General features: G+C 44.1%; 25 protein-coding genes and 1 tRNA gene. 1 reads left to right on the top strand and 25 read right to left on the bottom strand.

The features are described from left to right. Window positions 1-20: 20 nt before the first annotated feature. The 7 genes from N5C46_RS17985 to N5C46_RS17955 form a co-directional block, all read right to left on the bottom strand. The gene (locus tag N5C46_RS17985; protein ID WP_261749671.1) at window positions 21-1,205 is read right to left on the bottom strand and encodes a phosphoglycerate kinase; all 1,185 of its coding nucleotides are present in this window, start codon (window positions 1,203-1,205) and stop codon (window positions 21-23) included. 181 nt (window positions 1,206-1,386) lie between these two features. Continuing rightward, window positions 1,387-2,394 carry a type I glyceraldehyde-3-phosphate dehydrogenase gene (gene gap / locus N5C46_RS17980; protein WP_044338275.1) on the bottom strand — a complete coding sequence of 336 codons (1,008 nt, stop codon included), beginning with the start codon at window positions 2,392-2,394 and terminating at the stop codon, window positions 1,387-1,389. A 55-nt stretch (window positions 2,395-2,449) separates the two neighbouring features. After that, the gene (locus tag N5C46_RS17975; RefSeq protein WP_098439085.1) at window positions 2,450-3,469 is read right to left on the bottom strand and encodes a sugar-binding transcriptional regulator; all 1,020 of its coding nucleotides are present in this window, start codon (window positions 3,467-3,469) and stop codon (window positions 2,450-2,452) included. 149 nt (window positions 3,470-3,618) lie between these two features. Beyond that, complete coding sequence (locus N5C46_RS17970) at window positions 3,619-3,864, bottom strand: glutaredoxin family protein (protein ID WP_261749670.1); 246 nt, start codon at window positions 3,862-3,864, stop codon at window positions 3,619-3,621. A 160-nt stretch (window positions 3,865-4,024) separates the two neighbouring features. Beyond that, window positions 4,025-5,365, bottom strand: coding sequence for an RNA polymerase factor sigma-54 (gene rpoN / locus N5C46_RS17965; RefSeq protein WP_261749669.1), 1,341 nt, complete (start codon window positions 5,363-5,365; stop codon window positions 4,025-4,027). A 296-nt stretch (window positions 5,366-5,661) separates the two neighbouring features. Next, entirely contained in the window at window positions 5,662-6,261 is a 600-nt protein-coding gene (locus tag N5C46_RS17960; RefSeq protein WP_261749668.1) for a 3'-5' exonuclease, read from the bottom strand. A gap of 114 nt (window positions 6,262-6,375) precedes the next feature. After that, window positions 6,376-6,447, bottom strand: a tRNA-Arg gene (locus tag N5C46_RS17955). A 571-nt stretch (window positions 6,448-7,018) separates the two neighbouring features. Here N5C46_RS17955 and clpP point away from each other — a divergent pair. Next, entirely contained in the window at window positions 7,019-7,618 is a 600-nt protein-coding gene (clpP, locus tag N5C46_RS17950; RefSeq protein WP_034764224.1) for an ATP-dependent Clp endopeptidase proteolytic subunit ClpP, read from the top strand. Between the two features lie 112 nt (window positions 7,619-7,730). Here the strand turns inward: clpP and N5C46_RS17945 are convergent, their stop codons facing one another. The 18 genes from N5C46_RS17945 to N5C46_RS17860 all read right to left on the bottom strand — a co-directional run bounded on the left by N5C46_RS17945 (window position 7,731) and on the right by N5C46_RS17860 (window position 25,046). Continuing rightward, window positions 7,731-7,988, bottom strand: a complete 258-nt coding sequence (locus N5C46_RS17945; RefSeq protein ID WP_060672665.1) for an HPr family phosphocarrier protein — start codon at window positions 7,986-7,988, stop codon at window positions 7,731-7,733. 27 nt (window positions 7,989-8,015) lie between these two features. Continuing rightward, window positions 8,016-8,963 carry a DNA-binding protein WhiA gene (whiA, locus tag N5C46_RS17940; protein ID WP_034764240.1) on the bottom strand — a complete coding sequence of 316 codons (948 nt, stop codon included), beginning with the start codon at window positions 8,961-8,963 and terminating at the stop codon, window positions 8,016-8,018. Window positions 8,964-9,023: 60 nt separating this feature from the next. Then, entirely contained in the window at window positions 9,024-9,986 is a 963-nt protein-coding gene (locus tag N5C46_RS17935; RefSeq protein WP_261749667.1) for a gluconeogenesis factor YvcK family protein, read from the bottom strand. Next, on the bottom strand, window positions 9,983-10,876 hold the full coding sequence (rapZ, locus tag N5C46_RS17930) for an RNase adapter RapZ (RefSeq protein ID WP_034764245.1): 894 nt from the start codon (window positions 10,874-10,876) through the stop codon (window positions 9,983-9,985). The genes N5C46_RS17935 and rapZ overlap by 4 nt, the downstream gene beginning before the upstream one ends. A gap of 48 nt (window positions 10,877-10,924) precedes the next feature. After that, on the bottom strand, window positions 10,925-11,383 hold the full coding sequence (locus N5C46_RS17925; protein WP_261749666.1) for an 8-oxo-dGTP diphosphatase: 459 nt from the start codon (window positions 11,381-11,383) through the stop codon (window positions 10,925-10,927). Window positions 11,384-11,808: 425 nt separating this feature from the next. Then, window positions 11,809-12,525, bottom strand: a complete 717-nt coding sequence (locus N5C46_RS17920) for a GDSL-type esterase/lipase family protein (protein ID WP_261749665.1) — start codon at window positions 12,523-12,525, stop codon at window positions 11,809-11,811. A gap of 150 nt (window positions 12,526-12,675) precedes the next feature. Beyond that, window positions 12,676-12,990, bottom strand: coding sequence for a MerR family transcriptional regulator (locus N5C46_RS17915; protein ID WP_034764248.1), 315 nt, complete (start codon window positions 12,988-12,990; stop codon window positions 12,676-12,678). A gap of 123 nt (window positions 12,991-13,113) precedes the next feature. Continuing rightward, window positions 13,114-14,106 (bottom strand): NAD(P)H-dependent flavin oxidoreductase, encoded by a 993-nt coding sequence (locus N5C46_RS17910; RefSeq protein WP_261749664.1) that lies wholly within the window; start codon window positions 14,104-14,106, stop codon window positions 13,114-13,116. Window positions 14,107-14,290: 184 nt separating this feature from the next. Then, entirely contained in the window at window positions 14,291-15,574 is a 1,284-nt protein-coding gene (locus N5C46_RS17905) for an MFS transporter (RefSeq protein ID WP_261749663.1), read from the bottom strand. Between the two features lie 87 nt (window positions 15,575-15,661). Then, window positions 15,662-16,066 carry a PaaI family thioesterase gene (locus N5C46_RS17900; protein ID WP_261749662.1) on the bottom strand — a complete coding sequence of 135 codons (405 nt, stop codon included), beginning with the start codon at window positions 16,064-16,066 and terminating at the stop codon, window positions 15,662-15,664. Between the two features lie 17 nt (window positions 16,067-16,083). Continuing rightward, window positions 16,084-16,863, bottom strand: a complete 780-nt coding sequence (locus N5C46_RS17895) for an enoyl-CoA hydratase/isomerase family protein (RefSeq protein WP_406688093.1) — start codon at window positions 16,861-16,863, stop codon at window positions 16,084-16,086. A 30-nt stretch (window positions 16,864-16,893) separates the two neighbouring features. Beyond that, window positions 16,894-18,057, bottom strand: coding sequence for a thiolase family protein (locus N5C46_RS17890; RefSeq protein ID WP_261749660.1), 1,164 nt, complete (start codon window positions 18,055-18,057; stop codon window positions 16,894-16,896). Between the two features lie 23 nt (window positions 18,058-18,080). Beyond that, the gene (locus N5C46_RS17885) at window positions 18,081-19,268 is read right to left on the bottom strand and encodes a thiolase family protein (RefSeq protein ID WP_261749659.1); all 1,188 of its coding nucleotides are present in this window, start codon (window positions 19,266-19,268) and stop codon (window positions 18,081-18,083) included. Between the two features lie 23 nt (window positions 19,269-19,291). Further along, window positions 19,292-20,440, bottom strand: coding sequence for an acyl-CoA dehydrogenase family protein (locus N5C46_RS17880; RefSeq protein ID WP_261749658.1), 1,149 nt, complete (start codon window positions 20,438-20,440; stop codon window positions 19,292-19,294). A gap of 14 nt (window positions 20,441-20,454) precedes the next feature. Then, window positions 20,455-21,309, bottom strand: a complete 855-nt coding sequence (locus N5C46_RS17875; RefSeq protein WP_261752372.1) for a 3-hydroxyacyl-CoA dehydrogenase family protein — start codon at window positions 21,307-21,309, stop codon at window positions 20,455-20,457. Between the two features lie 39 nt (window positions 21,310-21,348). Further along, window positions 21,349-22,230 (bottom strand): 3-hydroxyacyl-CoA dehydrogenase family protein, encoded by an 882-nt coding sequence (locus N5C46_RS17870; protein ID WP_420720422.1) that lies wholly within the window; start codon window positions 22,228-22,230, stop codon window positions 21,349-21,351. Beyond that, window positions 22,211-23,845, bottom strand: a complete 1,635-nt coding sequence (locus N5C46_RS17865) for a long-chain-fatty-acid--CoA ligase (RefSeq protein ID WP_261749656.1) — start codon at window positions 23,843-23,845, stop codon at window positions 22,211-22,213. Before N5C46_RS17865 ends, N5C46_RS17870 begins: the two co-directional genes overlap by 20 nt. Before the next feature lie 52 nt (window positions 23,846-23,897). Then, window positions 23,898-25,046 carry an acyl-CoA dehydrogenase family protein gene (locus tag N5C46_RS17860; protein WP_226676206.1) on the bottom strand — a complete coding sequence of 383 codons (1,149 nt, stop codon included), beginning with the start codon at window positions 25,044-25,046 and terminating at the stop codon, window positions 23,898-23,900. Window positions 25,047-25,132 lie beyond the last annotated feature (86 nt).

The raw sequence follows: 25,132 nt of genomic DNA, 5'->3' as shown, positions 1-25,132 counted from the left end.
GTTGGTCTTTGATGAAGCGATTACTTATCGTTAAGAGCCACTACTCCAGGAAGTTCTTTTCCTTCCATGAATTCGAGTGATGCTCCACCACCTGTAGAAATATGACTCATTTTATCAGCATATCCGAATTTTTCTACGGCTGCTGCCGAGTCACCGCCACCGATAACAGAATATGTATCTGTTGCATCGGCTAACGCCTCCGCTACGGCTTTCGTTCCATTTGCAAATGTTTCTAATTCGAATACACCCATCGGTCCGTTCCAGATCACAAGCTTAGAATCTTTGATCGTATCCTGGAATAGAGTTCTCGTCTTAGGTCCGATATCAAGTGCTTCCCAATCTGAAGGGATCGAATCGATGTCCACTTCTTTCGTATTTGCATCATTTGAGAAGTCATCAGCAACGACTACATCAACAGGCATAAGGAATTTAACACCTTTGTCCTCTGCTTTTTTCATGAATTGCTTCGCTAAATCAATTTTATCTTCTTCAAGAAGGGATTTTCCTACCTCATGGCCTTGGGCTTTCACGAATGTGTAAGCAAGTCCTCCGCCGATGATCAGGTTGTCCACTTTATCTAACAGGTTGTCAATGACACCGATTTTGTCTTTTACCTTTGCTCCACCGACGATGGCCGTGAATGGGCGTTCCGGATTGGATAGGGCTTTTCCTAATACGTCAAGCTCTTTCTCCATCAGTAGTCCTGCTACAGCCGGAAGGTGCTTCGCGACTCCTTCAGTGGAAGCATGCGCACGGTGAGCAGCACCGAATGCATCGTTCACATAAAGGTCTGCTAATGCTGCAAATTCTTTCGCAAGCTCTGGGTCATTCTTTGTTTCACCAGGGTAGAAGCGTACGTTTTCCAATACAAGGACATCGCCTTCAGACATATCGCTGATCTTCGATTGAACAGCTTCACCATAAGCTTCATCCGCTTTGGCTACATCTTTACCAAGAAGTTCGGAAAGTCTTTCAGCTACTGGAGTTAAACGCAGCTCTTCCACCACTTCACCTTTCGGACGGCCTAAGTGACTAGCCAGAATGACTTTTGCTCCGCCTTCCACTAAATACTTAATAGTTGGAAGTGCAGCTTGAATACGGGTTTCATCTGTAATCTTGCCTTCAGACATCGGTACGTTGAAGTCTACCCGGCAAAATACGCGTTTCCCTTTTACATCGACATCTTTGATCGACTGTTTGTTCATCGTAAAGGCCTCCTTTAGTTCTCAATTTCTACATCTTTTTCAAAATAATAGAAATAACAATAAGAAAAGGGAGAGGGGAATCTTCCCCGCTCCCCTTCATCACATCTTCATTATAGATGGTGGGACAAAATTTATCCATCAATCACCATGCTAATGATGTCAATTTTTAAAACTTTAAGGATTAAAGTCCTTTTGAAGCGATATAACCAGCTAGGTCTACTACACGGTTAGAGTATCCGCTCTCGTTATCGTACCAAGAGATGACCTTCACCATGTTGTCTTCCAGCACCATTGTAGAAAGTGCATCGATTGTAGAAGAAGCAGGGCTACCGTTGTAGTCAGTTGATACTAAAGGCTCTTCGCTATAAGCAAGGATTCCTTTAAGATCGCCTTCAGCAGCTTCTTTAAGAGCTGCATTTACATCTTCAGCCGTTACGTTCTTATCAAGTTCAGCAACTAAGTCTACTAGAGAAACGTTTGGAGTTGGAACACGAACAGCTCCACCGTTCAGTTTCCCTTTAAGCTCAGGAAGTACAAGAGATACAGCCTTCGCAGCACCAGTAGTTGTTGGAATCATGTTCTCAGCAGCTGCACGTGCACGACGGTAATCTTTATGTGGTAAGTCTAAGATCTGTTGGTCGTTTGTGTAAGAGTGGATCGTTGTCATCATTCCACGCTTGATTCCGAATTTATCGTTAAGAACTTTCGCGAATGGCGCTAAGCAGTTTGTTGTACAAGATGCGTTAGAGATAACGTCGTGGCTAGCCGCGTCGTATTTATCTTCGTTAACACCCATAACAACTGTGATATCTTCATCAGATGCAGGAGCAGAAATGATGACTTTCTTCGCGCCGGCTTCGATGTGTTTCGCAGCGTCAGCACGCTTTGTGAAACGGCCAGTAGATTCAACAACGATATCTACACCAAGATCTCCCCAACCAAGTTGAGCAGGATCGCGCTCAGCGAGTACCTTTACTTTCTTACCGCCAACTACAAGGTAGTCACCGTCAACAGTTACTTTCTCTTGAAGAGTTCCGTGAACTGTATCATATTGTAAAAGGTGAGCAAGCATGTTTGCATCAGTTAAGTCATTAACTGCTACTACCTCTACGTCGTTATTTTTAAGTGCTGCACGGAATACATTACGTCCGATACGTCCAAATCCGTTAATACCAATTTTTGTTGCCATGAATAATTTCCTCCTTTAGATAGTTAAGGATGATTTTTTTATATTTCAAAAGGGCTTACCCTTTTAAAAGCTCTCTCGCTGCTCCTTCATCCGTGATGAGCACGGTCTTGTGAGGAGCGCCCTTCATATACGCCCGAATCGCTTTCGCCTTCGAACTGCCGCCAGCGACGGCGATGACGTTCTCGATGTGACTTAAGTCTTCTAATTGCAGGCCGATCGTCGGCACCTTATGTACCACTTCACCTGCTTCGTCAAAATAGTAACCAAATGCTTCCCCGACGGCGTGACCCCCGGTGATTTTCTCGAAATCTTCTTCCGTGGTCTTCCGTCTTTCTGCCATTGTGATAGCATCCCCAATTCCATGGAGAACCATGTTGGCGGATTTGATCAAATTAAGTACCTCTTTGATCATCGGTTCTTTCAAGAAGGACTTATATACTTCTTTACTAACCTGATCCGGCACATATAAAACACGATGACGCGTCCCTGTGTGCTCAGCCATCTTGGCACAGATGGTGTTGGCCTGGTTCTTAACGTCTTCCCCAATTCCACCCCGAGCAGGAACGAACAAGGTTTCGTCAGAGAAATCGGGTGTCAGCCTTTCTGCTACGGCTGCCATCGTCGAACCTCCAGTCACAGCGATGATAGTATTTCCCTTAAGTCGGCGTTTCATACTAGCAGCTGATGCACGCCCTAATTCTTCTTTTACCCAAGGTGACTCATCACTATTCCCCGGAACGATTACAATTTCATGAAGATTAAGTAACGATTTTAATTCCTGTTCCATTACGTTGATTCCGGAAATCTCTCTCATCATGCTTTCAAGATTCTCTAAAAGCTGGATACCCTCTTCCGTCATGATCATCCCGGAAGTTTTAATATCAATGAGATCTTGATTATTCAGGAACTCCACTTCACTTCTCAGTACGCGTTCCGTCAGGCCCATATTCTGAGCAAGACTTCTGCGTCCGACAGGCTGCATGAACCGGATGGAACGTAGAATTTGATGCCGTTTTTGCATAATCTCAAGCAGGTCAGGTAATAATCGCTTTTGTATGTCAATTAAAGATTCCATAGTTAAAAGCTCCTTCAAATGAAGTGCGTGGATGCGTTGGACTCATTTGGTCCCACATAGACATATTGTGTCCCACTACCTCCAAAAAAAATTCATCCCTGCTTACAAGTCTTATTTTATCAGGGTATGAATCGTAATTCAACTAGAAACTATCGGGTTTTTTCATGTAAACGCTTGCTGAGCGTAAAATAATCAATCTGCCCATACTGAAGGATTTCACCGTCCAGTTCCACGACCGGGATCATCAGTCCGAAACGTTCTGTGAGGTCATCGCTTTTATCGATGTCCTGTTCTTCAATGGAAAAGCCCATCTCATCCTGAAGCAGTTTCAGGGTGATTTTTGCGTCTTCGCATAGTCCGCATTGTGTGCGTGTGTAGAAAATGACTTGCTTCATATTGTTGCCTCGCTTTGTTTTAGTTGTAGGTTGGGTTAGGTTGGGAGGTTGTTTTTGTACCAGGTACATTTCGTTGATTGTTGTACCTGGTACAAAACGGCTTCGGTGTACCTGGTACAAACCAACCATTGTGTACCCGGTACACTCTACATTCTATCTTCTATTCATATCTCTTCCTCATCGTCGAAGAAGTGATCCCCATTTGATCACGGTATTTGGCAATGGTCCTTCTGGAAACATCATAGCCTTTATCCAAAAGTAGATTCACAATCTTCTGGTCTGATAGAGGCTTTTTCTTATCTTCTTCATCAATCAGCTTCTGGAGCTCATTTTTCACAGTCCGGGCAGAAGCCGCTTCTGAATCCTCCAGTTTGACCGATTTGATCGCTGAGGTAAAGAAGTACTTCAACTCGAAGATCCCAAAGGGGGTTTGCATATACTTCCCCTTCACGGCGCGGCTGATCGTCGATTCATGTACATCGATTTCATCAGCCACCTGCTTTAACGTCAGGGGCTGGATCGCAGATGGCCCTTCCAAAAAGAACGACTTCTGCTTCTCAGCAAGTATCTTCCCGACTTTCAAGATCGTCTGTTTCCGCTGTCGTAAACTTTGCAGGAGCCACCGGAAATCCTGCTCCTTCTCTTGAAGATAGGTTTGGACTTCCTTATCCGGGTGATCTTTCATGAAATCGGTGTACTCTTCATTATACGTGACGTTAACGGTTGTCCCATCATATAACGATACGGCCACGGTATGCCCGCCGATCACGTTCACCACAAGCTCAGGCGTAATGTATTCAGCGATATGCTGGGAATATTTCGATCCCGGCCTCGGGTTACAGTGTTGGATGAAATCAGCAGCCTGCTGGATGTCTTTCAGCTCAACCCCAAGCTCCTTGCTGATCGCTTTCCACTTCTTTTCCCCGAAGGCTTGAAAATGATCGGTTACAATCTGCTTCACCAAAGGGGGAACATCTGCTTTTCTCTGCAACTGAAGGGAAATACACTCCTGCAGAGTCCTCCCTCCTATCCCAGCCGGTTCCAACTCCTGAATCTTCTTAATATAGGTTTCCAGTTGAGCCCCTTCCAAACCATGTTCTTGCATGAAGGATGGTTCTTCCACTCTTAAATAACCGTTATCATCCAAGCTGCATATTAATTCATCAAGTATTTTCCGATCGAAAGAAGTAAGCGATTTCAAATTTATTTGAACAGATAAGGCATCCGCAAGGGTTCTCGTCGGCACGGAAACATATTCATACCAATCCACCGTATTCCCGGGATTGCCGGCATTTCGTTTATACGTATAAGGTTCTCGTTGATAGAGGGAGTCTTGTTTAGGCGGTTCTATTTGTATAAGGGGGTTCTCTAATTGCTTAGCTTCTAAGTAAGCATTCAGTTCCATCGTAGAATATTGGAGGATGGTGATGGCTTGAGAAAGCTGTTGAGTCATTTGAAGTTTCAGTTGTTGATGTTGAAAAAGTCCTGCTTTCAAATTCATGATTACTAACCTCCCATTTATCTATTCTACAATAAAATTGGTGGTTCGTTAATGGGAATTCGTTGGTAGTATTATGTATATGATATTTTTCAAAAAATTCCACTGAGCGTGTGGTGGTTGATTTCCGCTGCAGGAGTCGAGCACCTTCCGCTTCAATCAACTGTAAGGGTGTAGGTGTACTCCATCCATATAAACACCATTCCCTTACTTTATATTCAATAGAATAATGAAAAAGCACTCTGGAGGATGCCACAATTGAATTTCATTATAAGATTAAGGTTCTCCGTAAAGTTGGGTTATTTAGCAGATTTACTTACTAGAGAAGAGCGATAGATGCCTTCGGATATTTCACCCGGTTTGATTCGAGTCTTATGGTAGAGGGAATCAAAGTCCGTAATATTGTACTCTTCTGCTAGTTTTAGCATTATTTGAGCGCATGCTTTCGCATCATCTGCAGCATGATGGTGATGATCTAATTCGATTCCAAAATAAGTGCAAAGAGAGGAAAGCTGATAGGCAGGAAGACCCTTCACCATTTTCCTGGACATTTGATATGTGCAGAGAAATTGGTTGTACACAGGCTTCATTTCATAACGGGCTAAATTATCCCTCAAAGCGTACCCATCGAAGGAAAGATTATGAGCAATCATCAACTTATTCTCAATTTTGTCCTTGATAGAATGATAGAAAGCATCGAACGTCATTGCACCTTTGACATCTTGTGGTGTAATTCCATGTATGCTGATATTAAACCTATCGAATCCCTCTTCCGGATCGATTAATTCGTAAATGGAATCAACCATTTCACCATTTTCTACAAACACCATTCCGACTGAGCATATACTGTGTCTTGCACGATTAGCCGTTTCAAAATCAAAAGCTATAAAATCTTTCATACGAAGCCACCATCCCAATTTTAGATTGTTCTTCTTCACTATATCAAGAACGAAAAAAGGTGCTTCCACAAATTATTAACTTGTAGAAACACCTTCATATCTCTCTTTCAACTACGCCCTCGGAGGGAATCGAACCCCCATTTTAAGAACCGGAATCTTACGTGCTATCCGTTGCACCACGAGGGCATGAAATGAATAACCGTCACGAATATATATTATAAGCCAGATATTGCTTGTTTGCAATAGATATTATCGTTTACTTCTTTTTTAGATTATCCATTAATATCTTTTAAAAGGTGAAGTAGGAATTTATTTGTAATTAGTGAACTCTAACACGATCTGCTTTACTCTTTATCTACCCTATTAAAGAACCAAAGAGTGGATTGAAGCGGAAGGCACTTGACTCCTGCGGGACTAGAGGGAAGGTCGAGACCCCACAGGGCACAAGCCCGAGGAGGCTCGACTCCCTCCCCGCCGGAAAGCAAGTGCCTGCAGCGGAAAGAAACGGTCTACGATCTATCCTTATTCTTTTTAATATTCAAACTAGAACTGACTTGACCAACTCACTAATACAACAAACTTTACAACTTGTGTGCCGTTTAAAAAAGGTATGAATGGGTATCATGTAGAAAGGATTTATATACAGGGTAAATAAGGAAGCGTTAAGTTTGACCTTTATTGACCATGGGTGTATGATAACAGTACAAAGTGAATAAGTAACTCTAAAAAAATAAAAGATATCTAAGGAGGAACGAGGATGAATTTAATTCCTACAGTTATTGAACAAACAAACCGCGGTGAGCGTGCGTATGACATTTATTCACGTTTATTGAAAGACCGTGTCATCATGCTTGGAAGCGGCATTGACGACAATGTGGCGAACTCCATTGTAGCACAACTTCTTTTCCTTGAATCTGAAAACCCGGAGAAGGATATCTCAATCTACATAAACTCTCCTGGCGGAAGCATCACGGCAGGTATGGCTATTTACGATACGATTCAATACATCAAGCCTGATGTTCAAACGATCTGTATCGGTATGGCGGCTTCAATGGGAGCGTTCCTTCTTGCAGCTGGAGCAAAAGGCAAGCGCCTAGCCCTTCCTAACGCCGAAGTGATGATTCACCAACCACTTGGTGGTGCTCAAGGTCAGGCGACAGAAATTGAAATCGCTGCAAAGCGTATTCTATTCCTTCGTGAAAAATTGAATCAAATCCTTGCTGATCGCACTGGTCAACCTCTTGAAGTAATTTCAAAAGATACAGACCGCGATAACTTCATGACAGCTGAAAGAGCGCTTGAATACGGATTGATCGACCGCATCATCACACGTAACGAAATGGATAATAATAAGTAAGAACCATAAAACCCCCTTTCCGTACTCCGTGAAGGGGGTTTTATCGTCTTCCCTACCCAATAGAAAAAGCCGGTGACCACTCCCTGGTCATCGGCTTTTTGTGAAGTTGGTGTTACGCTTCTTTTTGCACGAATCCTTCAAGGGCAACGAGCGCTTCTTCTTCGTCGCTTCCGTCCGCTACCAATGTGATGGCAGAGCCGGTGGAGATCGCCAGACTCATCAAGCCCATGATGCTTTTGGCATTGACCTTCTTCCCGTCCTTCTCTAAGAAGATTTCAGATGAGAAGCGATTTGCCTCCTGTACGAATAGTGCTGCCGGTCGTGCTTGTAAACCCGTCTTTAATTTCACTTCTACTTGTTTTTCCACCATATTCATTTCTCTCCCCTTTGTCCTTAGTTAGGTATTGAGCTTTTCTCCCGCTCGTAACTTGTCTGCCAGCTGATCGATTTTCCGTAAGCGGTGATTGATTCCCGATTTACTGATCGTGCCGCCTGACACCATTTCCCCCAGTTCTTTCAACGTGACATCCTGATAGTTCACTCGAAGCTCTGCTATCTCCCTTAGTTTATCGGGTAAAACCTGCAATCCTACATGTCTTTCGATAAACTTGATGTTTTCTACCTGTCTCAAGGCAGCACCGATGGTTTTATTCAAGTTAGCCGTCTCGCAATTCACCAGACGATTAACGGAATTCCTCATATCACGGACGATCCGTACATCCTCAAATCGGAGCAGGGCGTTGTGTGCCCCTATGATATTCAGGAACTCCGTGATCTTCTCCGCTTCCTTCAAATACGTAATGAAGCCTTTTTTCCGTTCAAGGGTCTTACTGTTCAAGCCAAAGGAATTCATCAGCTCGGACAACGCCTCGTTGTGTTCAGAATAAAGAGAAAAGATTTCTAAATGATACGATGATGTTTCCGGATTGTTGACCGATCCGCCGGCAAGGAACGCTCCCCGCAGGTACGAGCGCCTGCAACATTTCTTCTTGATCAGGTCTTCCGCTATATTATGGATAAAGGTGAAATGTTCACCCAGTATTTTCAAGTCCTCAAGGATCATCTTTGTATCCTCTTTGATTCGTACAATGTACACATTGTTTTTCTTCAGCCGCATTTTCTTCCGTACCAGAAGCTCTACCGGGGTGTCGTACCCTTTTTTGATCAGTGTATAGATTCTTCTGGCAATGGCGGCGTTTTCGGTTTGAATATTGACGACGAGCATTTGATTCGAGAAGGACAATGAACCATTCATCCGAATCAATGCGGAAAGCTCTGCACTTGCACAGCAGTCCTTTACTTCAATATTGGTCAGTTCTTTTTTTGTTTCAGACGCAAACGACATCCCCATCACCTCCTAGCAAACGCTTGCACAACCTTATACACAAGAAATTTTCGTTGTATATCAGTTGGTTGAATCTTTCAAATAAGAATAAATAATATCCGCGACCTTCTCTGTGTTATGACGAACGAGATGATTGTCATAGGAAAGGATCTCTTCTGCAATCACTTCCAAGCCCATGGATTTTAATTTATCCACATCGAAATGAACGGGGCTCGCCTGCTCTTCAATATATCTTTCCTGCACCTCTTTTGGCACCTGTTTCTTGTTTACCAGGATATAATCAATGCTCGGAGTTTCCAAGTGATCGTATAACGCCTTCACGTGGTCGCTTGCTGAATAATCCAGGGTCTCCCCTGCCTGGGTCATGATATTGCAAATATACATCTTCTTGGCTTCCGCTTTGCAGACGGCTTCGCCAATTCCGGGAACAAGAAGATTGGGTAAGATACTAGTATATAGGCTTCCCGGTCCCATCACAATTAAATCGGCTTCTTTGATGGCCCGCAACGTTTCACCTAATGCCTTGATGCTGTCCGGCTTCAGGAAGACACGTTTGATCTTCTTGCCGGCTTTAGGAATGGCGGATTCCCCCGTCACGATCGTCCCATCCTCCATTTCAGCCTTCAGGATGACACTCTGATTCGCGGATGGAAGCACCTTTCCCTTCACATTCAACACCCTGCTCATTTCCTGGATCGCATGAACGAAGTCCCCAGTGATGGAGGCGAGTGCCGCAATGATCAGATTTCCCAGTGCATGACCGGAAAGTTCATTCGTCGTTTCAAAACGATGCTGAAACATTTGTTCAACCAGTGGCTCTACTTCAGAAAGGGCGGCAAGGACATTCCGTATATCTCCCGGAGGCGGAATATCCAAACTGTCCCGCAAACGGCCGGAACTGCCACCGTCATCTGCGACGGTGACGATGGCCGATATATCAATCGGGTGTCGCTTCAATCCCCTGAGGAGGACCGGCAGGCCGGTCCCTCCCCCGATCACGACGACCTTGGGTGTATGTGTCATGTTGTTAGACCCTTTCTCTTCTGGATGTCTCGATGAGAAATTTTTGTTTGGTAGTCTTTTTCAAAATGATGTCCAAGATACTCTGCCAGCGCAACGGAACGATGCTGTCCGCCCGTACATCCGATGGCCACAACAAGCTGGCTTTTGCCTTCACGCTTGTATTGGGGAAGCATGAACGAAAGTAAATCGGTTACCTTTTCGATGAATTTATTCGTCTCATTCCATTTCAACACATAGGTCGATACCTCTTCATCCAATCCCGTTTTCGGTCTCATATGATCGATATAATGGGGATTCGGGAGGAAGCGCACATCAAACACCAGATCGGCATCGATGGGAATACCGTGTTTGAAACCGAAGGATACGACGTTCACCGTGAAGATCGTTTTCTTGTTCACCGAGAATTCCGTTAGAATCTTTTCCCTAAGTTCTCTTGGCTTCATTGTGGAAGTGTTGTAGATCAGCTGGGCACGCCCCTTTAATTCCTCGAGGAGCTCCCTTTCCTGTCGGATCCCTTCAAGAGGCAGGCCTGATGGCGCCAATGGATGTGAACGGCGTGTTTCCTTGTACCGTCTCACCAGGGATGAATCATCTGCGTCAAGGTAAAGGATCTGGGGTGATACCCATGACGTTTCCGCCAGTTCATCCAATGCCTTAAATAGATGATCGAAGAATTCCCTTCCCCTGAGGTCCATGACAAGGGCGACCTTATTCATTTTATTACCGGACTCTTTCATCAGTTCCAAAAATTTTGGAAGAAGAGTGGGCGGCAGATTGTCCACACAGAAGAATCCTAAATCCTCAAAGCTTTGAATGGCAACGGTTTTGCCAGCTCCGGACATACCCGTTATGATGACCAATTGAACATCGTTTGTCGAACCTGTACTCATGCTCTTCCCCCGCTTTTATCGTAATAGTCTATATATAAAGTTCGTTGTTTAACTTGGATCCAGTCGATAAGATAATAATGTAAAATCAGGAGTATAGGTAAATGTCCCATAAATCGTATTCTTTCCGTGCAATAGATAATCCAGAATATGATAATCTCCTTCAGCCATCGGTAAATCCTTGATGTCTTCAATCGGATGCCATTTAATCTTACCTTCTGCGGATTCCTGAAGGTTGACTCCATCCGCCTCAGTTGCGAAAAAAGAAAACATCATCCACTCCGAAACGATTTGATCACCGTCTTTAATAATGAACGTAAAGACACCTTTCAAATCAGGATTCTTTAAATAGATGCCCGTTTCCTCGCGATATTCCCGGATGACGGCATCCCTGATTGATTCACCGGACTCCATCTTCCCGCCCGGGGCGACCCACCAGTTCCTTCTTGGCTTTTGGAGAAGGAGCACTTTGTCTCCATCCAGATATAAACAATTTGTGACACGTTGCACTACCTTCACCTCAATCTTGATGATTCGGGAGCGATGCATCAGTCCCGATTACAGTCAACTTCATTCCTTACATTATACTATGATTGCAGACAAGCTACAATGTCTCCGCCTGCCGGAAAACGTGTCGATTAAAATCGAAAGATATTGGGACAGGTTTTGACATGTTGAGGAGACTGCAAATGAATGGTACAGGTATACCCCAGTCACTATAACAGGAAAAAGGCAAAAAAAATAGACACAGGCGATTCCTGTGTCATCTACGGGATTTATTACTTAAAAGGGGGTCAATTTCTTATTTTCTATATTACCCGAAAATTGTTTCACTAGTGTTACAACAGATTTAAAACGGTATTACGGAATTGTTAATGTTACAAACGTGGTTGTGCAAATCTTCCCGAATCCTCACGAATCCTGTAAAACTAAGCTTAAAAGTCATAATTTTTCATGATTTGATCTGCCATTAATTCATATCCTTTCCCATTAGGATGGAGGGAATCATGGAAATAGTTTTCCTTGGACTTTCCTTTGAATAATGGATTGGTTGATACGAATTTCACATTTTCATGTTTTTCTGCTTCCTTCTTTATCGACTTATTCCAATCATCCACATATGCTTCGATTTTATCGCTGTCTTTATCCGGGTACGGATTATACAATCCCAACACGATGATATCCGCTTTTTTGCTCGCTGTCCCGGTAATATTCAGGATCTTATCAAGATGATCGAGATAGTCCTTTTTCGCATCCATGATCTCATCATGGTGCAAAGGGAACAAGTCTCCACCATTGTTCTTGATTAAATCATTGGTTCCAATATTGATGATAAATACATCCGCTTCACTTAAATCCTCGGCAACCTCGGGCTTTACGATTTGTGCGAGTAACTGATCCGACTGCTGCCCCGGTATCCCTAGGTTTTGGAAGTTATACGACTTCTTCGTTTGTTCTTTGTTTACTTTCTCTTCTAACCGCCCGATGTATCCTGCTTCCTTCTTATCACCATAGCCGTAAGTGAGGGAATCCCCCAATGCAATCACCCGCTTCTTTGAAGATGACTCTGTCTCATCTGCAAAAAAACTGAAGTAGACGATGGGAATAAGAGCAAACAGTACGACAACCCCTGCGATTTTTAACATTTTCATTCATGATCCGACCTTCCGATATAAACTGAGATGACTTTCATAATAGTCGTTATTCCCTGTTGGAGGGGTTATAACCCTGTTTATTTTTGGAAGATCGATCGGAGATATTCACATAGACAGCTCTCCAAACATCCAGAGGTCCGTCCCTCCTCACTTCTTCTGCACCCCAAACTGTGCATTCAGCTGGCCTTTGATCATTTTTTTCTTCGCTTCTTTTCTCTCTTTTATGGTGAGTTCATGTTTGATTTCTTTCGTCGTGACCCCTTCTTCACGCTGGTCGGCGATATCCATCAATCGTTCCACATCGGAAAAGGAGTATTTGCGATATCCCCTGTTGGAGCGCTGTGGAAAGATCAGATTCTTCTCTTCGTAATAGCGGATCTTTCTTTCGGTCAACCCGGTCAGTTCGCTCACGACTCCGATTGATATCACTTTTTTATCTTTATAGGAAGGTTCATTATCCACGGCTGACTCATCCTCCTAAGCAGGGAATATCTAGATTATACATGTCCTGCCAGGGGATTTGGACTATTATGTTAGAAAACCTTACAAAGAATTCTAAATTGTAAGAAAAAGGAGAAGAACGAATTATTGGGTTGTCTCCAGTTGATCAGTATCACTCCAAATGTTTCTCATTCTGTCCGTTACTTGCCTTCCTTCACCTACCACCTCTGAAATGATTTCTTTTACAGTTTGAATTTCCCGGATTCTTGCTACGGATTGGCCACATGAAAAGACACCCCCATCGAGGTCTCCTTCGTTGAACACCTTTGCAGACCTCTGGCCAGAAATGAAAGGTAAGAGTTCCTCCAATGTAGCTCCTCTACTTTCCGCTTCCAGCACTTTAAGAGCAACCGAATTTCTGCCCACTCTCGAAGTGGAACCGATTGATTTCTGAATCAATGCCGTATCTATTTCTGAAGCTTGTACCATCCACCTCTTCACATTGTCGTGGACCATTGCTTCTTGTGAAGCCAAGAATCTCGTACCCATTACGATGCCTTCTGCTCCTAAAGCAAGCATCGCAGCCAAGCCGCGGCCATCTGCAATCCCACCACCTGCAAGAACAGGAATAGATACTGCATCCACTGTCTGGGGAACTAAAACGATATTCCCCACATCCTCCATCCCTGGATGACCCCCGGCTTCAAACCCCACTACAGTTACAGCGTCACATCCCACTCTCTCGGCAGTCTTGGCATATTTTACTCCTGCTACTTTATGAATAACTGTTACGTCATTATCTTTTAATATCTTCATATATGGTTCAGGATTTCTTCCAGAGGTTTCCACAATACGTATCCCTTCATCCAGCAATACATCTATGTATGCCTCGTTCGGCATTTTCTTCACGCTGGGAAATAAGTTGATATTTATGCCAATCGGCTTTTCTGTTAATTCTCTTGCTTTTCTTATTTCTTGACGCAGTTCCTCCGCTGTTTCAAAAGTGGCAGAGGTCATGATCCCGAGTCCTCCCGCCTCTGAAACAGCAGCTGCTAATGGAGCACGGCCAATTCTGTATAACCCTCCGCAAATAACAGGGTATTGAATGTTCAGTAGTTCTGTTATACGTGTTTTCATCTTTTTTCCTCCTCTTAAAATTCAATTCTACCTGTCAGCTTTCATAGATCTTTTTACATTAGTCTGTCTTAAAAAGAAGAAGCATGCCCTCATATGGGGCATACTTCCAGGGTACACAGCTGAATCGAGAAACGTTTAAGGGAAAGTTTAAGCCTTCCACGTGTTCATCCGGACGAATCCTTGTTCACGAATACTTAATATTAGAATTTTCTGATAAATTATTATGCAGTTCAACCTTATTTTTGGCTATTGACGGTTTAACAAAAAGTGCAAACAATATTCCAAAAAGCAGAACAAGAACGGCCATAGACATGATTGATAAGTTATAACCTGCAATTTTATTTGCTCCAGCCAGTCCGACTATATAACCAGTCAACATTGGAGCGATGATCCCTGCGATATTGCCTGAAGACGTTAAGATGCTGGTCATCAGTGCACCACGCTCCGGCCACTCATTAATCATAACGGTTGGTCCAATAGGTAAAATCGAATAGGTCAGCCCTTTGGCTAAACACATAGCAACGATGACCCATACCGGATTTTGAAAAATGGTGATCGACGCCAGCAACACGGCTCCAAAGATCATTGCTCCGGCAACGACAAATACCCTTGATACCCGCCAGTTTTCGCTTTTCTTGAATAAATAATCCGACAACATTGACACTCCTGTATAAATAAGGACAGAAACAATTCCAATTACGGCTACGCTGTATCCCATTTCTGCCGGAGACATTTTTACCGCTTCTACTAGATAAATGGGTAACCAAACCGAAAACCAGACCACGAGGATATAAGTTGAAAAATAAGCCAGTGTTGTAAATAAAGCAGAAGGAGAACCAAGAAGCTTTAAAAAATCCTTTACGTTTATTTTACCAAGTTTTTCTTTCTTTTTCTGTTGAACATCCTGATATTTTTTCACAGGACTTTCTTTAGTGAAAAATTGAAATAAGAAGAACCATACGATACTCGCCACCCCAAGGCATGCGAAGGCTGATTTCCATCCTAATTGGGTAATCAAGAAAACGAGCAAGGGTGCTGCAATCATAGCTCCCACAGTTCCACCAGCCACAACAACAGAATTGGCAAATCCCCTTTGTCTTGGTGGAAACCATTTATCCGCGTGATTGTAGGCCACTGGACTGAATGGGCCTTCGAATGCCCCCAATAATACCCGGTATATAACGAGTAGTGGTAAAGCAGCAATCGCTAACACGCCAAACTGAAGGATGGCCCATGTTAACATTAATAATCCAAGGACCTTTTTGGCCCCAATTCGATCGGCCCAAGCAGCTCCAAAGATACCTGTGACAGGATAAAGCCAGTAATAACTGCTCCCAACAAGTCCCCATTCCGCATAGGATAAATCCAGTTCTTTCATAATGGGAAGAGCCGCAAGCCCGATGATTGATTTATCAGCGAAATTTATCACTGCACCGAAAAATAACATTAGAAGAACAAACCACCGCATATGAATCCCTCTTTTCTTCGTTATTATTTATATAGTTCAAAAAAGGAGCTAGCTTTGTAAACGCTTACTGAAAAAAAACCAAAAAAATCACTTATCACGGACAAGCTTGAACGTGCCAATTCCCTTTGCCAGAATATTACCTTGACTATCCTTAATTTCCCCTTCAGTGAAAGCCAGTTTATATCCTTGCTGAAGAACTTTGGCCTCTGCGAAGATTTCACCTTCTGAAATACTGGAAAGATAATGAACGGTTAAATTCGTTGTCACTACTTTTGCCTTCGTAACGGACCGCGTGACCATGCCAAGAATATAATCCAGCATGGTTGCATGAACACCTCCATGAAGGGTTCCATTTATATTTAGTAAATATTCTTTAATATCCAGTTTGATTTTCACATTTCCTTCTTCAAAATGCACGATTTCAAACCCTATATGCGAAAAAAACGGGTTATCTTTAAATTTTTCTCGGATGTCTTCTATTGTATTTGGCAACGTTCGCCTCCCCCTTTTTATCTGCCTTGATACTCTGGTTTTCGTTTTTCCAGAAATGCCGTCGTTCCCTCTCTTTTGTCTTCTGAAGAAAAGAGGACAGCCTGAGCAAGCTTTTCAATCATCAATCCTGTCTTCATATCCACGTCGGATCCCAGATTCACCGCAATTTTAGCTAACTTTACAGCTAAAGGGCCTTTTGACAGGATTTGACCCGCCACTTCTTCTACCTTTTCTTCAAGGTCTTCAGGATTGGATACTTCTGATACAAGACCGATTCGATGCGCCTCTTCCGCATCTATCAACTTGCCCATCAATATCATTTCCAGGGCCTTTCCTTTGCCGACGATCCTGACCAGGCGCTGCGTTCCTCCCGCACTGGGGATGATGGATAGATTAAGTTCCGGCAAACCAAGCTTGGCAGTGGTTGAGGCGACCCGTATGTCACATGCCATCGCTAATTCACATCCGCCTCCCAAAGCATAGCCATTAATCATGGCAATAGTAGGCTTCTCGAAAGACTCTATTAAATTGTACACATCTTGCATTCCGCTTGGACTTAACGCATCAAGCGCCGATTTTTCACGCAGCTGGCCAATATCAGCTCCTGCAGCGAACGATTTATTTCCTTGCCCTGTAAAGATCAAGCATGCTATCGATTCATCTTTCCTTATATCTTCTAAAGCCTCTGTTATTTCTCCTAATGTTTCTTTTGTCAGAGCATTTCTCTGTTCAGGACGATTGATTACGATATAAGCGAGCTGTCCTTTTTTGATCATGTCTATATTTGCAAATGTAATCATACCTATATCCCTCCATTCTTCATTTCTTTATCGTTCAAGTATTAACGCGATCCCTTGCCCTCCGCCTATACAAGCAGCTGCAAGCGCACGTTTTGCGTCACGTCTTTCCATTTCATATACTAACTTTGTAATGAGCATGGATCCTGTTGCTGCGATCGGATGACCGTGAGCAATGGCCCCTCCATTTACATTCACTTTCTTCATGTCCATAGACAGTTCCCTCTGACAGGCAAGCACCTGAGCAGCGAACGCCTCATTAAATTCAATCAAATCGAAATCTTCAAGGGAGAGACCTGTTCTCTGAAGCACTTTTTGAACAGCGGGGACTGGCCCGATCCCCATTATATTTGGATCTACTCCTGCAACTGCCCACTCCTTTACTTTCGCCAATACGTCAATTCCCTTTTCAATAGCTCGATCTTCTGACATAAGAACAACAGCTGATGCCCCGTCATTGACACCGGAAGAATTCCCAGCCGTTACACTTCCCCCTTTTTTAAATACGGGAGAAAGCTTTGATAAATCTTCTAATGTCGTATTCGGACGAACATGTTCATCTTGATTGAAAGAATAGGATTCTCCTTTTCTATTCGTAATCGAAATTGGGACAATCTGTTCCTTGAAATATCCACTATTGATTGCATTGGCCATCTTTTGTTGGCTTTCGTATGCAAATGAATCCTGTTCCTCCCTGGTTACTTCATACTTTTCAGCTAAGTTTTCCGCTGTTATTCCCATAGGAGGGTCACCGATACGTTCTGGCGATAGTTTTCTTTTTACAAATTGAGGAGGCATTCGATCATAGGGTCTGCTTTGGGGTGCAAGTAAATATGGTGATCGTGACATGCTTTCCGTTCCACCTGCAAGAAAGACCTCTCCGCGCCCTGCCCGGATTTGATCAGCTGCAAGACCAATACTGTTAAGTCCTGAACCACATTGACGATCGATGGTCATGCCGGGAATGGACAGAGGTAAACCGGCTTCAAGCAGAGTCAGTCTGGCCATATTCCCTCCCCCGGCAAGACAGTTCCCGAAGATGACATCCTCAATATCCTCTGCCCTTATATGGGCACGCTGAATCGCTTCTTTCATCACAGCAGCTCCATACATGGAAGGATCCATATTAGCAAGAGTCCCTCCTTGTTTGGCAATGGCGGTCCGAACGGCGGATACAATAACAGGTTGCTTCATAACATCCTCTCCTTGTTTAAAATCTATAAAATGGTTTCTAGCATAATCGCCATACCCTGGCCGCCGCCTACACAAAGCGTCGCGATCCCATATCTTTCTTGTCTCTTGATCATTTCATGCAATAGGGTGGTGACGATCCTGGCCCCGGTCGCTCCCACAGGATGACCAAGGGCAATCGCCCCTCCATTTACATTCACTTTGTTCACATCAAGTTTCAGCTCCCGAATGACGGCCAACGCTTGAGAAGCAAAGGCTTCATTGAGCTCAAAAAGCCCGATATCTTCTACTTTCTTACCTGTCCTTTGCAGAAGTTTCCTCACAGCCGGTACCGGACCGATCCCCATCACTTCGGGAGAAACTCCTGTCGTTGCCCAATCTACTACCTTTACAAGCGGTTTAATGTTCAATCGTGAGGCTTCGCTTCTCTTCATTAACACCAATGCCGAAGCCCCGTCATTTCGACCGCAGGCATTACCTGCTGTAACCGTTCCATTTTCTTTGAAAGCGGGCTTTAAACCAGACAACTTCTCAATCGTTGTTTCCGGTCGGGGATGCTCGTCGCGATCGATTGTGAAAGTTCCCTTTTTATGCTGGGTCGTAACCGGGACAATTTCCTCTTCAAACTCTCCTCTTTCCATCGCTTTAGCCGTTCTTTTTTGACTTTCTACTGCAAAGGCATCCTGATCTTCTCTTGAAACATGATATCTTTCCGCAACATTTTCGGCGGTGATTCCCATCCCGAGTCTGTGTCCATAGATATCTTGTGGCTGCTGTCCATTTTCTTTATTTGAATCTACCAAGATGGACCGGTCTCCTCCGAAGCGGGTATTTCTTAGATATAGAGGTGCACGACTCATACTCTCTGTGCCACCTGCTACAACGATTGTCCCCTGGTTGGATTCAAGCTGTTGGACAGCCGAGGCGACGGCCTGCATGCCTGATGCACATAACCGGTTGACGGTAAAGGCTGGTGAAGTCTCAGGTACCCCTACCCTCAATGCCGCTACTCTCGCAACATTCGATGATTCCGTTGATTGTCTTACTTCTCCTAAAATGACTTCACTAACTTGTTCAGCCGCTATGTCCGCTTTCTTTACTGCCTCTTCTATAACAAGACTCGCTAGATGACCGGAGCTGATTTCTTTTAAAGCACCTCCATAGCGGCCAATCGGCGTCCGGACAGCGCTCACAATGACGATTTCCTCTCGCATCTTTTTTCTCCCCCCTGCACTCGTCAGCTATACTCTTTCTTTAATTGCCCAGCTATGATGTTTTTCTGAATTTCAGATGTTCCTTCATATATCCTTGTGATTCTGGCATCCCTGAAAAAACGCTCAATTGGATAATCTGCAATATACCCGATCCCTCCGTGGACTTGAACAGCTTTATCTGCCACGCGGTTGTATACTTCTGAGCCAAAGAGTTTCAGCATGGCCGCTTCCTTAATCACTTTCATTCCTTCATCGACCATCCATGCTACCCGATATGTAAATGATCGCAGTGACTCAACATCCACCGCCATTTCAGCTATCATATGAGATACGGCCTGATGTTCGAAAATCGGAACATCAAATTGAATACGTTCCTGCGCATACGTTGCAGTTAAATCCAGAAGTTTCTGACACGAACCAAGATTGCGGGCTGCCAATCCGGCACGTCCGTTTGCCAGGATCTTTAGTGCGTTAACATATCCCTGTCCTTCTTCTCCCAATACGTTTTCAACAGGTACTTCACAATCTTCTAAAATGATTTCAGCAGAATGTGATCCCCTGAGCCCCATCTTCCGCTCCACTGCCCCGACATGAAACCCCGGGAATTCTTTTTCTATAATGAAGGATGTAATGCCCTTTGCACCCTTATCCGGATCTGTCACAGCCATCACCGTGAATATATCCGCTTCTGTCGCGTTTGTAATATAATGCTTCGTACCGTTTAAGATGTACTTGTCTCCCTTTTTTACAGCCGATGTTTTTAGATTCGTGGCATGAGAACCTGCACCTGGCTCAGTCAGCGCAAACGCCCCGATTTTTTCACCCCTTGCCATGGCAGGCAAATACTTACGCTTTTGTTCCTCGGTGCCCATTTCTACAATACCAACCGTCCCTATCCCCGTATGCGCCCCAATCAGAGTGGTATAACCGTTGTGAGTAGCTCCGATTTCCTCATACAGTGCACATTTTCCCACCATCCCGATCCCAAGCCCATCATAGGCTTCCGGAATGCTTAATCCGAACAGGCCCAGTTCTTTTGACATTTCTTTGATCCGGTCGGGGATTTTATCCTCTTGTTCGATTTGCATTGCCACAGCCTCTACTTCTGTTTGGACAAAATCACGTACACCTTTTTTCAAAAATTGAATGTCTTCGCTAAGACGAAAGTCCATCCTTTTCACCTCTTTCACGATTGTTTGCTATATTCGTAGAAACCTCTGCCCGTTTTCCTGCCTAATCTTCCCGCTTTCACGTACTTTGTAAGGATAGGGCAGGGACGATAGGTTTCACCGAGTGTCTTATAGAGATACTCCATATTACGGAGCCTCGTATCCAATCCGACTAAATCGGCTAACTCCAAAGGCCCCATGGGATGATTCAGTCCCAGTTTCATCGCTTTATCGATATCCCCGATACTCCCTACGCCTTCCATGACCATCTTCATCGCTTCGTTGCCGATCAGGCAATTCATTCGGCTGACGGCAAAACCGGGAAATTCGTTGATCCTGACACATTCTTTTTCGATGGTTTCTCCGAACTGAAAACTTTTAGCCACCGTTTCTTCGGAAGTTTCTAATCCACAGATCACTTCAATTAATTTCATTTTTGGAACGGGGTTAAAAAAGTGAAGGGCGATACATTGGGGAGGTCTGTTCGTTTGAGCTCCAATCTCTGTTGGACTCATGGTAGAAGTATTGGTTGCCAGGATGGCATGCTTAGGCGCGTATTTATCCAATTGCTTAAAAATGCCGACCTTCAGTTCCATTACTTCAAGAACCGCTTCAATGACTAAATCAGCTTGCTCTGCCGCTTCCTGAAGATGTGTCGTATATTTTATTTTTTGGCCATAAGCGTTTGCCTGTTCGGCTGTCAGGAATTCTTTTTGTACTGCTATTTGAAATTGGCTGTCTATATACTCTTTGCATGTTTCAAGGGTATGAGAATGAATATCCTGTACGGTAACCGATAATCCGGCTGCTGCGCAGGTGTAAGCTATCCCCCGCCCCATCGTTCCCGCACCGATGATGGCTATTTGCTTGATCATGTTAACGCCTCCTTTCCGTTTTTGAATTCTTCTGGCCTATACCCGGACTTTAGAATGATCGTAGGTGTAAAATCCTTTTCCTGTTTTCCGTCCCAATTCCCCTTTTTGGACTTTATCTTGCACGATTTGAGCCGGCTTGTCCGCTTCATCTCCACTTTCTTGATATCGTTGCATCCGCACAAAATAATTGACATCAATGCCTGTCAAATCCATGAGGGCAAAAGGGCCAATCGGATGGTTTAACGCTTTTGTACATACCAGATCGATTTCTTCATGATCTGCATATCCGTTTTCCAATAAATACACGGCTTCATCCATTAATTTCCCCAGGATCCGGTTGGCAATGAAGCCTGAAATCTCTTTTTTCAGAAGAACAGGTACTTTTTGAATTTTTTTGACTACCTCCACTGCAAGCTCTGCTGTCTCATCAGAAGTATGAGGTCCCCGTACCACTTCGACCAGTTCCATCACAAGGGCCGGATTAAAAAAATGTACGTTGCATACTTTTTCAGGTCTGTCCGTCACATCGGCGATCTTCGAACTGACAATGGTGGAGCTGTTCGTTGCCAGGATCGCATGCTTCGGAACGATCCCATCCAGTTTTGCAAAGAGTTCCCTTTTAGCCTCTAATTTCTCTACGATTGCTTCAATCACAAAATCCGCCTGCTGAAGATCTTCCAAAGAAGAGGAAAACATCATCCGGCTAAAGGCGTCCGCCACCTCATTTTCTGTTAATCTACCTTTTTGGATCCTTCTATCCATATGACCTTGCAGAGAATGTTTGGCCTTTGTAAGACTCTCATCACTTACGTCATGGAGAATAACCGAATATCCGCCCAAGGCACACACCATGGCAATTTGTGATCCCATTGCGCCAGACCCGACGACACCTATTGTTTTAATCCCGCTCATTTCCACGCTTATTCTCCTCCCTATTCCGTTCCTCTTGAACCAACAACCTCTTTAACAGTTTCCCGACTGTATTCCGAGGGAGCGACTCCCTTATTTCAAACTCCTTTGGCACTTTATAACGTGTCAGCTTCATATAACAATGACCTTTGATTTCTTCTAAATCCACCTGACAATCATCTTTGGGAACAATGTATGCCTTTACAACTTCTCCGTTTGCTTGATCAGGAATTCCGACAACAGCCGCTTCCTTCACATGAGGATGTTCATACAGGATACTCTCTACTTCCTGGGGATAAATGTTGAACCCGCCTACAATCACCATTTCTTTCTTTCTGCCGACAATGTAAAAGTAACCCTCTTCATCCATCGTTGCCAGATCCCCTGTGAAGAGCCACCCATCCCGTAAGGAGCGACTCGTTTCCTTCTCATTGTTCCAATAGCCTTTCATGATTTGGGGTCCTTTAATGAGCAATTCCCCCACACAATTGGTCGGCAATTCCTGCCCATTCTGATCCACGATCATACAATCCGTACCCGGCACCGGGATTCCGATACTCCCTATCTTCCTTACACCGGTAGTGGGGTTGCGATGAGTGGATGGAGACGCTTCAGATAAGCCAAATCCTTCTAATATGGCTGATCCTGTTAAATACTCAAAACGTTTAATAATTTCAATGGGAAGAGGGGCCGACCCACAGGAACACATTTTTATACAATCCAGTCCGTAGTCCTCTACTCCAGGATGATTGACAAATGCACTGTACATTTTAGGAACCCCGGGAAAGTATGTAGGGCGGTATTCACGAATATTGTCCAATACATCCTCTATTTCAAATTTCTTGATCAGGAGCACCGTCCCCCCGATGTACAACCCAAGGTTCATGGCGCTTGTCATGGCATACACATGATACAGTGGTGTCGCAGTCAATACGACTTCCTCTCCCAGGAGCATGTTTCCACCATACATATATTGACTTTGAACGACATTGGCAATCAGGTTGTAGTGGGTCAGAACCGCTCCCTTCATCTTACCGGTCGTCCCTCCCGTGTACTGGATAACCGCCACATCCTCATGTACAGATACAGGTGCGGGCTTATCCAGGGAATGGGAGGAATGTTTTAACTCTTCTAAGCTGTGAAACCCAGATCCTTCACTACTTTTTTCCGCTTGTGAGACAAAGATATGCCGGAATGTATAGATTCCGGATACTTCCTTAACAGCTTGGATTGCCCCCGGATCCACGACTAGATAGGTTACATGAGAATCGCTTGCCAGCTGAAGGAGTTCCCTGGCCGTATACATTGGATTAATCTGCACGACGACCAGCCCAAGTGCCTGAGCAGCATAATAAGAAATGATATAATCTGGATGATTCGAGAGCATGAGACCGATCCGTTCCCCTTTGCTTGCACCGAGACTTCTCCAGGATGCCGCCAAGCGATCCACTCCATCCTTTAATTCACGATAGGTCATCTTTTGATGTTCATAGATGATGGCTGTACGATCTCCGTATTGTTCCGCCGACCTCTCCAAAATGCTATACAGGGGAATTTCCGGCACTTGAAACTCCTTATTCGTTGGATAAAATTTACTCCACGGCCGATCTAACAAGTTTTCCAAAGATTTCACCTTCCTCTTTCATTCAGCCCTATACTTATAGAGACTGGCTTTTTTAACACTCCTGTAAAACATTCCGCGCAATGATCAAACGTTGAATTTCATTTGTTCCTTCATAAATCTTTGTAATCCTTGCATCTCTATAAAAACGTTCCACCGGATAGTCGGATACATATCCCATCCCACCGTGAATCTGTACGGCTTTGTCGGCTACTCTGTTAAATACGTCCGACGCAAATAATTTCGCCATCGAGGCCTCTTTCACCACTTTTTTGCCCTCATCGATCTTTTGTGCTGCCATCATGGTCAACGTCCTTGCAGCTTCCGTTTCTGTTGCCATGTCTGCGAGCATCCATTGAATCGCTTGATTATCAGCAATCGGCTTACCGAACTGAATACGCTCTTTGGCATATCCCGCCGATAATTCAATTAACTTATCACATGATCCGACTGCTCTGGCAGCTAAACCAACACGGCCTTCTCCCAATATTTTAAGCGCGGACATATATCCCATTCCGACTTCGCCGATGACATTTTCTTCGGGGATGATACAATCTTCAAAGATGATTTGAGACGTATATGAACCTCTCAAACCCATCTTTTTGTCTTTTTTCCCAATGATCAACCCAGGGAAGTCCTTTTCCAACAAGAAAGCGGTGATTCCGCCTTTCGCTCCCTTATCTTTGTCCGTTAGAGCAAATACGGTAAATACATCGGCAATCGGACCGTTGGTAATGAAATGTTTGGTGCCGTTCATTACCCAATAATCGCCTTTCTTCTCTGCCCTCGTCGCCAAATTCGTCGCATCGGATCCCGCACCGGGTTCTGATAAGGCAAATGCACCGATCTTATTGCCCGCAGCCATATCAGGTAAATATTTATTCTTCAAATATTCTGATGCTAATTTTACAAGTCCCGTGCTTCCGATACCTGTATGCGCGCTTATTAAGGAAACAAACCCGTTATGAGTCCTTCCCAATTGCTCAAGTACATTGGCCTTTTCTACTGTATTTAATCCGATTCCACCGTACTCCTCGGGAATACTGATCCCAAACAGGCCCAATTCCTTTGCCTTTTCTACTAAATGATCGGGAATCGCGTCTTCTTCTTCGATTTGCTGTGCATAAGGTTCCACTTCTTTTTCTACAAAATTACGAATCATACTTTTCATTTGCTGCATTTCTTCTGTTAATGCTACCGTCATTGGTCATCTTCCTTCCTCAACAAGTTTTCACTAAATGTTATTGCAAGAAGTGTGCCAACTCTTAGAATCGTTGCTTTAAGCGGACT

Origin of the sequence: Rossellomorea vietnamensis (genome assembly GCF_025398035.1) — a bacterium.
Classification (GTDB): Bacteria; Bacillota; Bacilli; order Bacillales; family Bacillaceae_B; genus Rossellomorea; species Rossellomorea vietnamensis_B.
This window is presented reverse-complemented; position numbering and strand designations above follow the sequence as displayed.